The following is a 14,960-nucleotide window of genomic DNA, read 5'->3' as shown; positions in this document are numbered from 1 at the left end:
ATCCACACGCCGTCAACGAACCGGGGGCTCATTGGCGCGCGCACCACGGAGATCAGTGATGCGTCAGATGGCGATTCTGCTGTTGTTGGCGATGATGACGCTCAGCGGCTGCGTCGCGACGCGCAAGCCCGCACCACCGCGCCTGATTTCCGGCGCCGTGCCGGAAGGCTATACCACCCAGGTGCGCCTGCTCGCCTCAGACGTGGAGCTGTATGACAAGCGCTCGCCCGGTTTTTTCAAAGGCATTCGCGACTCCGCCACCGACGGCTCCATCGATATCCTTGCGCTGTCCGGCGGCGGTGCGGGCGGCGCCTTCGGCGTCGGCGCGCTGACGGGACTCAGCCGCGCCCATAACCGTCCGCAATACGAGCTGGTAACCGGTGTGAGCGTGGGCGCACTGCTGGCACCGTTCGCCTACCTGGGTCCGGATTGGGACGACGCCATGCTCCAGGCATTAGGCGAGGATCGCACGGCAAATCTGTTGGGCCCGCCGCCAGTCACGCTGTTCTCCCGCCTGCTGTTTCCACGGGGCGTTGGTCACAGCAAGCTTTACAAGCTGGTGGACGGCTTCGTCACGCCGGCGATGATTGAAGCCGTCGCCCGCGAAGACGCCAAAGGGCGACGACTGCTGGTTGCCACCACCGACCTCGATAAGCAGGAAACGGTGATCTGGAATCTCGGCGCCGTCGCCGCCCGCGGTGGTGAAGTCGCACGCGAGACATTTCGTGATGTGCTGATCGCTTCGGCGAGCGTGCCGGGGATGTTTCCGCCGACACTGATCCATGTATACGACGGTGAACACCACTACGACGAACTGCACGTCGACGGCAGCGTCACCGCCCCCGTATTCATCATGCCGCTGATTGCGGTGCTACGCCCCGGACAGTTGTCGACATTGCGAGGCGCCAACCTCTACATGATCGTCAACGGCCAAGTGCATCGGTTCCCCAAAACAACACCCGTGAAGACACTCACCGTACTGACCAGCAGCTTTGGTGCCGGCCTCGTCTTCAAGACCCGCGAAGCCATTGCCGATACGGTCGAGTTTTCCCAGCAGTACGGCGTCGATTTCAAGATCACCTCGATCCCGGCCGACTACCCCATGAACAGCTTTATCGACTTCGACGGGAAACACCTGGTTTCGCTGTTCCACTATGCAGCCGATTGCGCCGAACGCGGCCAGCTCTGGGTGACGCCGGAACAAGGCCTGCGCCGCAACCTGATGGCACATCGCCTGCCACCCTCAGGGCCACCCGCCTGCCCGCAAGAGGACCCGGTGATCACGCCTGCAAAACCCTGAGGACCAACGTCGATCACTTTCCGCGTGATCGACGAGCCTCATACGCCTTCAAGTGCGTATATGCGGTGCGCAGCATCAGCAGCTCAGGCGACAGCGCTCCGGCACGCGCAAGCAGATCGCCCACGACATGATCCGCCTCGATCTGACCGCCCTGCTCCAGATCGCGCATCATCGATGCGCTCAACGAGGAGCCTGCGTCGGTCAACACACTGCGCGCACGAGCAAGCACCGCCTCAGCAGGCAAGTGTCCGTTGTGCTCTGCCACGCGACGGCAATCATCGAGCAAATGCAGCGTTGCTTCTTCGCCACCCGGCGCCGCCATGATGTCGCCCACCGGCGCGCGCATCAGGCATGTCATACCTGCCAGCGAGGCAAGAAATACCCACTTGTCCCACATATCTTGCAGGATGGTGGTGCTCAGGCGCGGCTCGAACTTCGCCTTCGACATGGCATTGAGCACGCGCTCGACGCGAGCGGAAACCACGCCATCCCGCTCGCCAAACGTAAGGCTGTGAGACTGATTCAGATGCCGCACGGTGCCTTGCGCATCCAACGTGGCTGCGATTACGCACTGGCCACCCAGTACACGATCCGCACCGAATCGTTCGTCGAGCAGATCCAGATGCCGCATGCCGTTGAGGATCGGCAGAATGGTGGTTTGCGGCCCAATCGCCGGTGCCATGTCGTCGATCACCTGCGGCAGGTGATACGCCTTGCAGCTAAGCAGCACCAGGTCAAACGGCTCGCGCAACTCACTCGCCTGAATCATGGGCGGCGACGGCAGCGAGACATCGCCTAACCCACTGCGAATCTGCAGGCCGTGCTGCGCCAGCTGCGCTGCGCGACCGGTACGCACGAGGAAGGTGACGTCTTGTCCGCTTTCAAGCAAACGCCCGCCGAAGTAGCCACCGGTGGCACCCGCACCAATCACCAGAATTCGCATGGCTCAGACTCTCTTGGTCAGTTGAGGCAGCACCCCACATATCTGAGTATGCCTGACCATGGCAGCCACCACCCGCGAAACGCACGGGGCTACATTGCCAGTACGCACATCGAAACGCTTACCAACAGTCGCTAACCGTGCCCGTACCCCCAACGATATTACGGGTGCCCGTTTGATCCAGAGTCACCGTGCTGCACTTCGTATCCTTTGTCTGACCGCCCTGCGGAACGGCCTGAATTGTATAGGTAGTGGCTGTCGGCTGACCCGTCGCAAACTGGTACGTGTAGTAGGAACCCGTCTGAGAGGCGGATGCACAATCGAAGGTGCTGTTTGCAGCGGGTGCATTGCCACCAGAGTCTGAGCTATAGCTCATGTTGGTGGTATAGAACCGCTCCAGGTAATTCGCATACGCCGACAGGCACCCTTCCGCAGCAACGCGGTGGGTCTTGATGATGTAACTGGAGTACGAAGGAACGGCAATCGCCGCTAGGATCGCGACAATCGCCACCGTGATCAGCAACTCGATCAGGGTGAAGCCCCATTGGAAGCGGCGGTGAGCTATCTGGGTGTTCGGAAGACTGTTCATGATGTTCCCTTCATCGCCTCTGCAAGCATCGGCGACCGCAAACGCGGCCGCCGACGTCACCCGGTGTTACACCAGCATCACTGTTTGATTTCTCGCCACGACACGCGGGACGGGCTGTTGCCGTTCGAGGGATTCACCTGGTTCAACGACGGTACGCCCTTGATGGTCTGGGTCACGATAAAGGACTGCCCACCGTAGGTCACCACCGTCGGCGTACCCACCGCGTCGAGTCGGATACCGGAGACCGACGACGGATCTGACCCCGACCCGAAGCTGCCATTGGCATCGGGGAAGAAACTGGTCTTCAGGCCACCACCCGACGCGGGATCGAAAGCCATGGTCCAGCCTGTCTGAAGGCCCGGGTTACACTTCAGCGCAGAAACCACCGGTGGCTCGGCCGAGCTCACCACCACAGCGCCACCGATGAGCGCCGGGTTGTAGATCACCTGCTCCTGGCTATCGGGGAAATCGAAATACCAGCCATATTGGGTGTTGGTCGTGCTGGGCGTGCAGGTGGTACTACCCTGCCAACACACCTGATTGCCGGTGCTCAACGTCCGATAGCCCAATACCTGAGCACCGTTGCCCGTGCTCGACTGCGAAACGACCTTCTCTTGCAACAGACTGGTGCGAGTAAAGCTTTGAGTACCACTCAGACTCGCATAGGTAACGGGGGAAGAAGATGCGCTGGAGGACGTGTTCCAGCCGCTCATGTCCCAGTCCCAAATGCCATAGAACGTCTGGGTACCCGATGCGTACACATCACTGCTAGAGCTGGTGAACGGCGTCTTCTGCCCGGTACCGAACAACACCATGACTCGGCTGACGCTGCCCGTCTGCACCGACGCTATCACCGGGGCCGTGGTAATTGGCTGACGATTACTACTGGCATCCTGGGCGATATACAGCGGTGTTGCTGTGGTATTGCCAAGCTTGGAAGCTGCCCACTTTGTCGAATCGCTACTGGTGAGATCGAAGCGCCAGACGTTGCCCAGCACATCACCACCGTACACGTAGTCGGTGATGTGGTCGCCATCCAGATCCGCAGAGGACACGTAGGCGATGCCGTTGGGACTGCTGCCCGAACCAGCCCCCGTATTGACGAACTGAAAGGTCACCGCCCCGGACGTCGAATCCACCAGGCCGATATAGATGCCAGCCGTCTGCGTGCCGCCGGTAGGATTGATGCCGTTGCCGAAAATGATCGCCCACTGCCCGTTGTGAAGTCTGACGATAATCGGCGTCCCAACCGTCTGCCCGAGGTTTGGCAGCACCGAACTCGAGCTGATCCAGTCGCCCTTCACCGTGGCTCCTGCGTTGGTTTCCTTGAAGGTCGTCGGATCGGTGATGTCGAGCGCAAAGATTTCGGCACCACCCGAGCCAACGCCACTCACCAGCCATGTATGCCACTTACTGCCATAGAACAGGTCGCCTACCGCTGGCGTGGCGTCCACTACAAAGTCGTGAACATACTTGGGGTTGGCCAAGTCGGCCGCGTATAGGTCCAACTGTCCCGAAGGCATGAACCCGATAACTTCATGACCGTCATTGGTGGAACTGTCATAGGTGCCGTCGGACTTAAAGGCACCGGTACGGAAACCGTGCATGAAGCCATCATTACCGCCCACGTAAACCACATTCTGGCGTGTCGCGTAGGCACTCACAAAAGCACTATACGCCTGGGCACCCGAGGCATTCTCTGGTGCGGTTGACGGGTTGCCGTACAGGAAGTCGTTGAACGCATCGGGGAAGTTGCCGGACGTCGGCTGGCCCACCCAGGTCGGGCTCGAATTGATGATGTCGCCCAGAACGCCAGATCGTGCTCGTAACGTACCCGTCGACGACTGAAGCTGTTCATTCGTACGGTCGCCGCGCAGCCACGTGAGACGCGATTGGCCAGCACTATCCGTACTGTTCAAAACGGATTTTTCGTTGGCATTAAGCGAGGACCACTGCAGCGCCAGGCCAGCCCCCGTACTGTCGTCAGAGGTCAACAACGTGCGGGCCGTGGGTGCCTGTACGGTAATCGTGTTCGTCGGATTACCACTGGTATCCGTGCCCATGTTGGGGCAACCGCCGCCCGTGAGCACGCAATTTGCGTCCCAGTTAGCCGTTGAAGACACGCCGACCACGCCTCCCGTCGTCGTCACCTGATCCGACACGAGCGAACCCCACCAACCATCGGTGGAATAAGAAGCCAGATAGACCTGCGTGTTGGTCCTCACCTGGCCGGACTGCACCGTATTGGCCGCCGCACTGCTGTTAGATTGCAGTGGCGTCGCCTGGAAACAGGTAATTTCATGAACGTTATTGCTACCACCCGTACCTGCCGAAAAACCAAACCGGAACAGCGAAGGAAGGGGGCCGCTACTTTGCGTAATGTCCGCATTGGTCAGCACAGGCGTGTAGGCGCCGTTGTTGTAGCTGTAGGAAAAGTTGAGCAGGCCCTTGGATGAAATGGTCAGCTTATAAGTGATCGGCCACGCATTCTGGCTGCCGTCCGATTTAAGCCGGGTGGTTACTGCGTTATCGGCAATGAGCTGAGTGCCCGCGACATAGGTGCTGGTACTGCCGCTCTTAAAACCACCGGGCAGCACGGCGTATCCACCAGGAACCACCGCATAGTTGTACGGGATCGTGGCCATCGTCTTATTGCCTGAACTATCGACGCTGGCCACGTATTGCCCTGACTTACATGCGGCCTGAACCTTGCTCTGATTTACCGTGCTATCCGAGTAGTAGCTTGGGTTCTGGCTTTGCAACCACGCCCATGTGGTATTGCCCGCGCCACGCAAGCCAATGCGTTCAGGCTGATAATACGGCCCTGATCCGGCAGATACGGACCCACTGACGTTGTTGGCGAAGCTGTTGCTGCCATTGGTCGTCACACCATTCGTGTTGTTGGTGTTGTAGATGCCGGTATTGGTGTTATCGCCCTTATTCAGAAAGTTGCCGAATTCATCGACGCCTAAGCCCAGATAAGCGTTGGCCAGTCCTTCGTAGGTACTGTTACCGTTTGAACAGCTGTAGCCCATGCTGCCGCCCAGGCCACCCGCCACGGAAGGAACGGCAAACGTGCCATCCGTTAGTAGAAAGGAAATGCCGTCAGCACCATTCTTGGCGGTGCCACCGCTATCGCCACCGTAGGTATAGGTAGTGAAGGTGACCTGCAGACCCTGACTGGGGTTGAACGTGAAGTTCGAAAGAATGGCACCCGTCTGGTTATTCATTCCAGGCGTCAAACGAAGCGCGCCAGATTTGTCGGCATCCGCTGCGGCGATCACATACTTGGTCGTACTGCCCATCGCCAGTTGGGTCGCGCACGCCGGGATGGTGCTGGTTACCGTCGAAACGCCCGCAGTAAGGCAAGCGTCATTCAGCGCCTTCCAGTCCAGACTCGCCTTCGTGCTGGAAAAGTTGTCGACGTACGAGGTCGCCACCGTTGTACCGGAAACAAGCAGACCCGCAAGGAAGCACATCAGCTTCGTGTGTTTGGTGGACATGGTCCTTTCCATTTTTCTTTGGCTGGCGCCGATCAATGCTCGGCAACACAACTAACCCGGATTAGCGTCGGTATATCGACTGAAGCGTCACCGTTGCTCGATCGGCAGTCGTCGACGAACTACGGGCAGTAATGCGATAAAAGTCCGCTGTATTGATCGCCCCGCACGGCGAATAGCCGGAGCAGTTGGAAAGCTGATGAACACTCGGCGGCGGTATGGTGAAGTTGCCCAGATACTCGACCACGTACTGCGGCGCCCCAGGCGACAAGGTGCTCCACTTGAATGCGGTAGTGGCCACCGTCACGATCGCACCGGCGGGCAACGTGGAATCACTAAACGGATTGGGCAAACACTTATTGGCGCTGGTCGGGGTGCAATCACGAAACACCGTCGGCGAGGCTGCCGCCTGCACAGCCACCTGACCTTGCCGCAACGCCGCCTCTGCAGCCTGGAAAGCAATTTCCCGGTCATAGAAGTTAGACGTCATCTTCTGCTGCATGATCGTGCCTCGCACAGCTGCGAGCCCGACCAACGTCACCACCACGAGCAAAATCAGAGCCACGATGACGGCCACACCACGCTGGCCATGTCGGCCTGACAACAGACCGTTCGTGCGTTGCACTCGCCGCTCGCGGCCGGCGATGCGCGCGGCACAGCGATGTTGGCCACGAAGATTCTTGGCTAGGAAAAGATGCATCTCAATTCACCCGATTGCGCAGAGTGACAGTGGTGTTAATGGTGCGAGCCAATGGCTTGGCATTGCTGCCCGCCAAGTTATCCGTGCTCTGAAGCGTCAACTGAACCTGCACGGCAGTGATGGCCGCCCAGTTGGTACTTGCCGTTGGCGCAACGAAACTCGTGGCACCTGAGGCAAGATAGGTAATGGTCAAGCCGGTGACCCCACGCACCATCTCTTGCGCGGTAGTACCCCCGTTGTTGCCCACAGTCAGGCGGTAAAGCGACGTGCCAGTCGAGCCATCCTTGGCGGTGTAACTGCCGATGTACCAGTCAACCGCAGTCAATTTGGCGATCTGCGCATTGGGCCCAAAGGTGTAAGGGTTACCGCTAGCGACGCATACCCCCGGATAACCCAGGCCGGTGGAGCAGTTGTTGGTGGCGTCGTAAACAATGGTCTTGGAAGTGGCGTCGTAACTGGTGATCTTGAGCAAGGTCGCGTGATCGGGATCGCACACCATGACGACATCGCCACCCTGCAGATCCGACGCGCTGCCATTGAGCGTAAAGCTCAAAGTCGTCGGGGTGTGGGTCTGCACGCTCATGCTCGTATCGGCCACGCCCAACAGCTGAATGGAATCCGTATTGGCCACCTGTCCCGTGGGGGCTGCAGTGTCGGTCATCCCGGTGGTATAGCCAGAGATGGCGTTGTTCCAATTGGCCCACCAAGTGGTACCGCCGTTTCCAGGGCTGTTCTTGAGAACGTTGGTGAAACGATTGTTGTTGTTGCAACCGGTCAGCTGTGCGTTGCGGATGTCGTGCGCCAGCATCTCTACGGCCAGACGCGAGCCGTCCTGCACCTCGCCCAACGCCTTGCTGGTGCGATAGGTTTGCTGGTTCGCCAGAAACACGCTGATCACGCCGCCGATAACGATGAGCCCGAGCAACATGGCGATCATCAATTCGATCAAAGTGAAACCGCGCGACGATGCGATACGCCCGCGCATCCGCGGGCAACCGCGATCATGGTTCGTGAAACGGCTGCTCATAGAATGCCCCGGGTCGTCACTATCTGGGCGCTGGTGCCGCCTACACCGGCATGGCTGTCATCGAACTGCACGGTGATGGTGCAGTCACCCGTAGCCGAGCAATTGATGGTGCCCTGGGTGGTGGCCTGCGCACCAAGCGTGCTTGCAAGCTGCAGACACCACGCATTGACCTGGACGCTGGCAAGAGAGCTCGACGCTGCCGGGCAGTTGTTGGCCTTTATAGGAGCGCCCGTAGCGGTGTTGTACACACCGCCCGTAGCATTGGCCCGATCCGCCCGCATGGCATCCTGGATCGAATGAACTGCAATGGCCGCCATGCTGCGCGACATCGCACTATTGTTGGTCGACAGCGACGTGGCCTGCAGCGCAGCCATACCCAGAAATGCGATGGAGAGCACGAGCACCGCGACCATCACTTCGATCAGGCCGACGCCGGATTGATAGACGCCCCCGGGCAGCCGGGCGCGCACGCTACGATTGGAGCGGACTGAAGCCAGCGATACGATTGGGCTCTGATTGCTTGTCATGGGCAGGCTCCCGTCGACTGTGTCACCTCAAGAATCGAACCAGCCGCCATCCAGATCTGGCGATGGTTGTTGCTGCTCAGCTTGCTGGTGCAGATGTCGGCAATCTGAGCGCCAAACGGTGCGGTGGTGCCCGCCTGCTGCCCAATGCCTTGCGAAGTGAATCGCAGCGCCACCACATTGCCGCTCAACTGCACTGGCGTTGTAAGGCTGGCGGTGCTGCTCAGCACCTGAGTAGTGCCGGCGGTGCCGGTGGTGACATAGACAGCACCTGTCTGCGTCGTGCAAGCGGCACCCAGCGTGTCAGTCTGATTGCTTGCAGCCAGGTTGCTGCAGAACTGGGTATTGGCGTTTCGCTTGATCGCTTCCATGCGCGCCGTATTGATCGCCGCGACCATGTCATTGGCGACCGTGGTAAGCCGGTTGGTGAGGATCATGTTGCTGAAGCTGGGAACGGCAATAATGAGCAACACCCCTGCCACGGCAAGCGACACCATCAACTCGAGGATGGTGAAACCACGACCAAACCGTTGCGCATCGGCACGAGCAACCTTGCGGCGCGATGACACCTGGGTGGCAGCGGAAATCGAGTTCCGCACCACGCCCGACGAAGCGCTTCGCTGGCGCGACAAAACCTGCATGGTGTTCCCCCTATTCTGTGGCGGCACAGTACTTGCCCGCGCTGGCGTGGCGAGCCATGGCCCGACGGAGTGCCGCATTTTTCCGACGAGCGGCGGACCTCCTCAGGGAAAGCTTGACGCCGGTCACGCGCTCGGCAGCGCCGCCGCAGGGGTGGTTTCGTGCGCGTCAAGGCACTCCAAGCCATCCAAGCCTAGGCATTGACAGGCACTGAGCGGATAATTGACGACCCTTGCAGCTTGCGGCCTCCCCTACTGATGTTTGTTCCCGGTCAACGATGGATCTCCACCGCCGAGCCTGAGCTCGGCCTCGGCACCGTGCTTCGCGTCGAAGGACGCGGCGTGCAGGTGCTGTTCGCCAAGGCGGGCGTGCTGCGCCCCTACGCCATCGACTCGGCACCGCTGGTGCGTGCGGAGTTCCGCCCCGGCCAGCGCGTCGCCGGCAAGGGCATTGCGTTCCTGGTCGAGCGGGTGGAAGTGCGCGAAGACCTTCTGGTGTACCGCGGCGAGGGCCGAGAGCTGGAAGAAGGCCAGCTCGATGACGAACAGAGCGTCAGCCAGGCCGACGACCGGCTGATCGGTGGCCGTACCGACCCTGTGCTCCACTTTGAACTACGTCTGGAAGGCCTCAAGCGCCGTGCCGAGGCACGCCGCTCCCCGACCTGGGGCCTGGGCGCCTCGCGCATAGGCCTGGTGCCTCATCAGTTGCGCGTGGCCGGCATTGCGTCGGCGCGCCGCCCTCCCCGCGTGCTTTTGGCGGACGAAGTGGGCCTCGGCAAGACCATTGAGGCTGGCATGATCATTGCCCGGCAACTCGCTACCGGTCGCGCCGAACGCGTGCTGTTGCTGCTGCCCGACACGCTGGTCTATCAGTGGTTCGTGGAACTGCTGCGCCGCTTCAACCTCAGCTTCGCCATCTATGACGAGGAACGCTGCGAGGCGCTGGAGCAATCCGGTGACGGCCGCAACCCGTTTGAAGACGAGCAACTGGTCATCGCCGACTTCAGTTTTCTGGAACAGGCGCCCAAACGCGCCAGCCAGCTGCTGGACGCCCACTGGGACCTGCTGGTGGTGGACGAAGCCCATCACCTGGCCTGGACGCCTGAAGCGGCCAGCCCGCGCTACACGCTGGTGGATCAGCTGGCCGCCGCCACGCCCGGCGTGATCCTGCTTACCGCCACACCGGAACAGCTGGGCCGCAGCGGCCATTTCGCCCGCCTGCGCCTGCTCGATCCGCAGCGCTATCACGATCTGGACGTCTATCTGTCCGAATCCGACCGCTTCCACAACCTGTCGAAGGTTGCCGATCGCCTGCTTGACGGCCAGCCGCTGGACGAGAACCAACTCGCCACGCTGCGCGAGGCGTTCGCGGGCGACGAGGGCCTGCAGGCGCGACTGACCGACACCACCAAGCCAGACAACGCCCGCGAGATCATCGCTGCGCTGATCGACCGCCACGGCACCGGCCGCGCCATGTTCCGCAACCGCCGCCTCAGTATCGGCGGGTTTCCCCAGCGCATGCCCGTATGGCAAACACTGGAAGCAACGACACTCAGCGATGACAGCCGCCAGGCCCTGCTGGCCGAATTCCATTCGGACATCCAGCAACCGCCGCCGGTCATCGAAGTCGACTACAGCGCGGATCCGCGCCTCGACGCACTGGTTTCGCTGCTTGATGCACACCCGCAAGACAAATTCCTGCTGATCTGCCGCAGCCAGGCCAAGGTGCTCGCGCTCGAAGAAGCCCTGCGCACCCGCAGTGGTGTTGGCGTGGCCCGCTTCCACGAGGGCCTGGGCATCGTGCAGCGCGACCGCAACGCGGCGTATTTCGCGCAGCCCGATGGCGCGCGCCTGCTGCTTTGCTCGGAAATCGGTTCGGAAGGCCGCAACTTCCAGTTCGCCCATCGGCTGGTGCTGTGGGATCTGCCGCTCGACCCGGACTTGCTCGAACAGCGTATCGGCCGCCTGGACCGCATTGGCCAGAAGCACGACATCAGCATTCATATCCTCACCGTGGCCGACAGCGCGCAGCACGTATTGGCACGCTGGTACGACGAAGGCGTGGATGCGTTCCGCACCAGCCCGGCCGACGGCCGCGAGCTGCTGCGACGCTTTGGCGAGTCGCTCGCCCGCCTCGCCGACGAGCACGCTCGCGGCGACGACAACCGCGACCAGGAACTCGATGTGCTGCTCGCGGAAACGCGCGGCGCGCATGAGGAAATGGCGGCATTGATCCGCGATGGCCGCGACCATCTGCTGGAACTGGCCGCGAGCCGTGACCTGCATGCCGATGCGTTGCAGCAGGCCTTTACGCGCGAAGATCACGACCCGGGCCGCGACACCTTTATCCAGGGCCTGCTGGAGCGTTTCGGCATTCATGCCGAAGAACTGGGTGGCAAGGTGCTGCTGCTCGATCCACAGTACCTCTCCACCGACGCCCTGCCCGGTTTTGCCGAAGGCCCGCAGGCGGTCACCTTCGCCCGCGACGTCGCGCTCGCCCGCGAAGAGCTGCCGCTGCTGCGGCTCGATCACCCGATGGTGATGGGTGCGCTGGATCTCACGCTTTCCAATGAGCAAGGCAACGCCGCCTTCCTGGTGGACGATGCTTTGCCCCCGCGCAGCGCCTTGCTGCAGGCCGTATTCCTGATCGAGTGCGTGGCGGATCGCAAGCTCGATGCGGAGCGCTTCCTGCCGACGCAGCCCATCGTCGTCACGGTCGACACCCGTCTTGCCGAGCGCGCCGATTTCCGGCCCAGCGATATCGCGCTGCGCAAGGCCGCCGACCGCACCATCGAAGTGGCGCGCTATCGCAAATTCCTGGCCAAGCTGGTGCCGCCGATGCTCGAGAAAGCGGAATCGCTGGCCGGTGAGCGCGCGCAAACCAACATCGCCGATGCTCTGGCCCAGGCCACCGACATGCTAGATGCGGAACTGTCGCGCCTGCTCGCGCTGCGTGCAGTGAATCCCGCCATCAGCGAGGCTGAAATCGGCACGGTGGCCGGGGAGCGCACCGATTTGCTCAAGGCACTGCCGGAGTCGCGGCTTCGTCTCGATGCCGTGCGCTTCGTGGTGAGCCCGGACTTCCTGGCGCTTCGCTAAGCGCCACGCTCCACATTTTCCTGAGGGAGCGCACCGGGTGCGCTCCCTCAGTGCGTTCGCCATTAAGCCGCTTCAGGTGCCAACTTCTCGCTCAGCACCATGCGCTGCCTGATACCACACAGCTTGTACGCCACCGTCAGCAGCGCAATCCATGCCGCGCCGACATACAGCGCCACGCGCGTATCCGGACTGACACCCAGCATCACCACCACAAAGCCCAGGAAGGCGAGGCAGACAATACCGGTGAACGGCCACCAGCGCAGGCGGAAACCGGCGGGCGCCTCGCCGTTCGAGCGCATCCGCCGACGGAAGCTGTAGTGCGCCAACAGCACCATCGTCCACGTCCACACAGTGTTGAAGGACAGGATCGACATCATCATGCCGAACACCTTGGCCGGCAGCAGGTAGTTCAACAGCACCGCAAACAACAACACCGTCAGCGTCGCCAGAATCGCCCGCATCGGTACGCCGTGTGAATTCACTTTATTCAGCACCGCGGGCGCCTGTCCCTTGCTGGCAAGGCTGTAGAGCATGCGGCTGCCGCTGAACGTCGTCGCATTGAAGCCAGACAATGCCGCCGTGATCACCACGAAATTGATGAGTCCCGCCGCCTGCGGAATACCCAGCTTGGCGAACGTGGTAACGAACGGACTGCCCTGCGTACCCAGCCCCGTCCAGGGATAGATCGACATGATCACGAGCAACGCGCCCACGTAAAAAATCAGGATGCGCCACAGCACCGAATTCACCGCACGCGGAATGGTGCGCTCCGGCTGCGCGGCCTCGCCTGCCGCGATACCCACGGTTTCCACGCCGCCAAACGAAAACACCACCACGGGCAGCGCCATCACCATGCCGGTGAGGCCATACGGAAACCAGCCGCCGTTCGACCAGAGGTTGGAAAAGCCTGTCGGATGCCCGCCGTTGCCCAAGCCGAAAAAGATGATCGACAGACCGCCCGCGATCATCGCCAGCACCGTCACCACTTTGACCAGCGTGAACCAGAATTCCATCTCGCCGTAGACCTTCACGGTGAGCAGGTTGAGCCCGCCGATGGTCAACACGCTGCCCAGCACCCAGATCCAGCGCGGCCAGTCTGGGAACCATGCATGCATGTAGGCGCCCACGGCGGTCGCCTCGGCCATGCCCACGCCCACCATCAGCAACCAGTAGTTCCAGCCGGTGACATAGCCGGCGAACGGCCCCAGGTAGCGCTGCGCGTAAACGCTGAAAGAACCGGCCACCGGGTCGTGCACGGTCATCTCGCCCAGCGCACGCATGATGATGAAGATCATCACGCCGCCGATCAGATAGGCGAACAACACGGAGGGACCCGCCAGCTTGATGGCATCCGCCGAGCCAAGGAACAGGCCCGCGCCGATGGCCATGCCAAGCGCCATGAAGGTGATATGGCGCGGCGTGAGCCGGCGCTGAAGATGCTGCGTCATGAAACCGCCAAATGTCAGAGGGTCAGGCGATCAGCGCCACAGGCGCCGTTGCGGCTTGATCGGAAGCTTGCCGCGCCAGTACTGGATCAGAATGAAGCCGCCGAGCATGCCGCCCAGATGCGCGAAATGGGCGATACCTGCCTGGGTTCCAGTGACACCCATCCATAGTTCCGCCAACGCATACAGGCTGACGAACAGCCAGGCGGAAATCGGAATCGGCAGGAAGATCAGGATCATCTTCTCGTGCGGGAACAGCATGCCGAACGCCAGCAGGATGCCGAAGATCGCACCTGATGCGCCCAGCGTGGGGTAGAAGCCGCCGGTAAAAAACTTCACCACCACCAGCTGGGCCAGCGCGGCCATCAACAGGCACACGAAGTAGTACACGACGAAGTTGCGCGGACCAAACACGCGCTCGATCTGCCCGCCAAACATGAATAAGGCCAGCATGTTCGAGAACAGGTGCAGCACGCTGCCGTGCATGAAGGCATAGGTCACCAGCTGCCAGGGACGGAAACCCACCGACACCACACCGTCCGAGCCCTGGGCCAGCTGGTCGGCGCCCCATGGCCACAGGGCGAAATGCGTCAGCAGGGCTTCACCCATCACCTGCTGCAACAGAAACACTGCCACGTTGGCAATCAACAGGTTACGGGTCACCGTAGGGAGGTCAAACGGCATGTCGGGCGCATTTCCGTGAGGTAATCCGTCCAAGCGTAACCGGAGCCGCCCGGCACCGCCACGGCCGTTCCGGAGCGCCGCCAGCGCCCCTGCCGCCAGACTGCGACAATTTGCCACATGTCGTGTATTGCTGCGGCGCAAGGCAAATAACGCAAGGGATTTCGCCCATCGCAGAATCTGCCAAACGCCTGGATCTGCCACGTCCGGGCGCAACATGGGTTGACACGAAAGACGATTGATGGACAAATGGACGTCTATACCGCCATTCACCGCGGTATCGCCCATGTCTCAAGGACACCTCGTTTCGTGAATAACCAGCGTTTCTGCACCGCCATCAACACCGCGCATTGCCTCATGGCGATGTGTTGCGGCTGTTGATCGTCGCGCTTCCGCAGAAACCCTGACGCGGCTCTCGCCGCCCACGCAAGGCCTCGCCTTTCGGGATATTCACATGTCGCACCCGTACTCTCTCCCATCGCACCTGGCCCATCCGCTCCCGCACAGCGGCGCGTGT

11 protein-coding genes are annotated in these 14,960 nt (G+C 61.4%); 2 read left to right on the top strand and 9 right to left on the bottom strand.

What is annotated here, in order from left to right; all coding sequences use genetic code 11:
* Nucleotides 1-58 precede the first annotated feature (58 nt).
* Complete coding sequence (locus OQE56_RS07135; RefSeq protein WP_267222907.1) at nucleotides 59-1,300, top strand: patatin-like phospholipase family protein; 1,242 nt, start codon at nucleotides 59-61, stop codon at nucleotides 1,298-1,300.
* Between the two features lie 13 nt (nucleotides 1,301-1,313).
* Here OQE56_RS07135 and panE read toward each other — a convergent pair whose 3' ends face one another.
* From panE to OQE56_RS07100, 7 genes are all read right to left on the bottom strand, one after another.
* Nucleotides 1,314-2,243 (bottom strand): 2-dehydropantoate 2-reductase, encoded by a 930-nt coding sequence (panE, locus tag OQE56_RS07130; RefSeq protein WP_267222904.1) that lies wholly within the window; start codon nucleotides 2,241-2,243, stop codon nucleotides 1,314-1,316.
* A gap of 118 nt (nucleotides 2,244-2,361) precedes the next feature.
* Entirely contained in the window at nucleotides 2,362-2,829 is a 468-nt protein-coding gene (locus OQE56_RS07125) for a type IV pilin protein (protein WP_267222902.1), read from the bottom strand.
* Nucleotides 2,830-2,906: 77 nt separating this feature from the next.
* Nucleotides 2,907-6,332 (bottom strand): PilC/PilY family type IV pilus protein, encoded by a 3,426-nt coding sequence (locus OQE56_RS07120; protein ID WP_267222900.1) that lies wholly within the window; start codon nucleotides 6,330-6,332, stop codon nucleotides 2,907-2,909.
* Nucleotides 6,333-6,393: 61 nt separating this feature from the next.
* Nucleotides 6,394-7,029: a pilus assembly PilX family protein gene (locus tag OQE56_RS07115; protein WP_267222898.1), complete on the bottom strand. Its 636-nt coding sequence runs from the start codon at nucleotides 7,027-7,029 to the stop codon at nucleotides 6,394-6,396.
* Nucleotide 7,030: 1 nt separating this feature from the next.
* Nucleotides 7,031-8,056 (bottom strand): PilW family protein, encoded by a 1,026-nt coding sequence (locus OQE56_RS07110; RefSeq protein WP_267222896.1) that lies wholly within the window; start codon nucleotides 8,054-8,056, stop codon nucleotides 7,031-7,033.
* On the bottom strand, nucleotides 8,053-8,583 hold the full coding sequence (pilV, locus tag OQE56_RS07105) for a type IV pilus modification protein PilV (RefSeq protein WP_267222894.1): 531 nt from the start codon (nucleotides 8,581-8,583) through the stop codon (nucleotides 8,053-8,055). The genes OQE56_RS07110 and pilV overlap by 4 nt, the downstream gene beginning before the upstream one ends.
* On the bottom strand, nucleotides 8,580-9,221 hold the full coding sequence (locus OQE56_RS07100) for a GspH/FimT family pseudopilin (RefSeq protein ID WP_267222892.1): 642 nt from the start codon (nucleotides 9,219-9,221) through the stop codon (nucleotides 8,580-8,582). The genes pilV and OQE56_RS07100 overlap by 4 nt, the downstream gene beginning before the upstream one ends.
* A 255-nt stretch (nucleotides 9,222-9,476) precedes the next feature.
* Here OQE56_RS07100 and rapA point away from each other — a divergent pair, with 255 nt between their 5' ends.
* Nucleotides 9,477-12,317 carry an RNA polymerase-associated protein RapA gene (gene rapA / locus OQE56_RS07095; protein WP_267222890.1) on the top strand — a complete coding sequence of 947 codons (2,841 nt, stop codon included), beginning with the start codon at nucleotides 9,477-9,479 and terminating at the stop codon, nucleotides 12,315-12,317.
* A 62-nt stretch (nucleotides 12,318-12,379) separates the two neighbouring features.
* On the opposite strand, the gene OQE56_RS07090 is transcribed toward rapA, so the two are convergent.
* Complete coding sequence (locus tag OQE56_RS07090; RefSeq protein ID WP_267222888.1) at nucleotides 12,380-13,765, bottom strand: amino acid permease; 1,386 nt, start codon at nucleotides 13,763-13,765, stop codon at nucleotides 12,380-12,382.
* Nucleotides 13,766-13,795: 30 nt separating this feature from the next.
* Nucleotides 13,796-14,446 (bottom strand): rhomboid family intramembrane serine protease, encoded by a 651-nt coding sequence (locus OQE56_RS07085; protein WP_267222886.1) that lies wholly within the window; start codon nucleotides 14,444-14,446, stop codon nucleotides 13,796-13,798.
* Nucleotides 14,447-14,960: the final 514 nt, after the last annotated feature.

This window comes from Dyella silvae, from assembly GCF_026421305.1.
Classification (GTDB): domain Bacteria; phylum Pseudomonadota; class Gammaproteobacteria; order Xanthomonadales; family Rhodanobacteraceae; genus Dyella; species Dyella silvae.
Note: the sequence above shows the minus strand (reverse complement) of the source record. Positions and strands in the feature narration are given on the sequence as shown.

Bases quoted from the DNA above. Each gene is read 5' to 3' on its own strand.
- OQE56_RS07135 (WP_267222907.1), top strand. From the start codon at position 59: ATGCGTCAGATGGCGATTCTGCTGTTGTTGGCGATGATGACGCTCAGC.
- panE (WP_267222904.1), bottom strand. From the start codon at position 2,243: ATGCGAATTCTGGTGATTGGTGCGGGTGCCACCGGTGGCTACTTCGGC.
- OQE56_RS07125 (WP_267222902.1), bottom strand. From the start codon at position 2,829: ATGAACAGTCTTCCGAACACCCAGATAGCTCACCGCCGCTTCCAATGG.
- OQE56_RS07120 (WP_267222900.1), bottom strand. From the start codon at position 6,332: ATGTCCACCAAACACACGAAGCTGATGTGCTTCCTTGCGGGTCTGCTT.
- OQE56_RS07115 (WP_267222898.1), bottom strand. From the start codon at position 7,029: ATGCATCTTTTCCTAGCCAAGAATCTTCGTGGCCAACATCGCTGTGCC.
- OQE56_RS07110 (WP_267222896.1), bottom strand. From the start codon at position 8,056: ATGAGCAGCCGTTTCACGAACCATGATCGCGGTTGCCCGCGGATGCGC.
- pilV (WP_267222894.1), bottom strand. From the start codon at position 8,583: ATGACAAGCAATCAGAGCCCAATCGTATCGCTGGCTTCAGTCCGCTCC.
- OQE56_RS07100 (WP_267222892.1), bottom strand. From the start codon at position 9,221: ATGCAGGTTTTGTCGCGCCAGCGAAGCGCTTCGTCGGGCGTGGTGCGG.
- rapA (WP_267222890.1), top strand. From the start codon at position 9,477: ATGTTTGTTCCCGGTCAACGATGGATCTCCACCGCCGAGCCTGAGCTC.
- OQE56_RS07090 (WP_267222888.1), bottom strand. From the start codon at position 13,765: ATGACGCAGCATCTTCAGCGCCGGCTCACGCCGCGCCATATCACCTTC.
- OQE56_RS07085 (WP_267222886.1), bottom strand. From the start codon at position 14,446: ATGCCGTTTGACCTCCCTACGGTGACCCGTAACCTGTTGATTGCCAAC.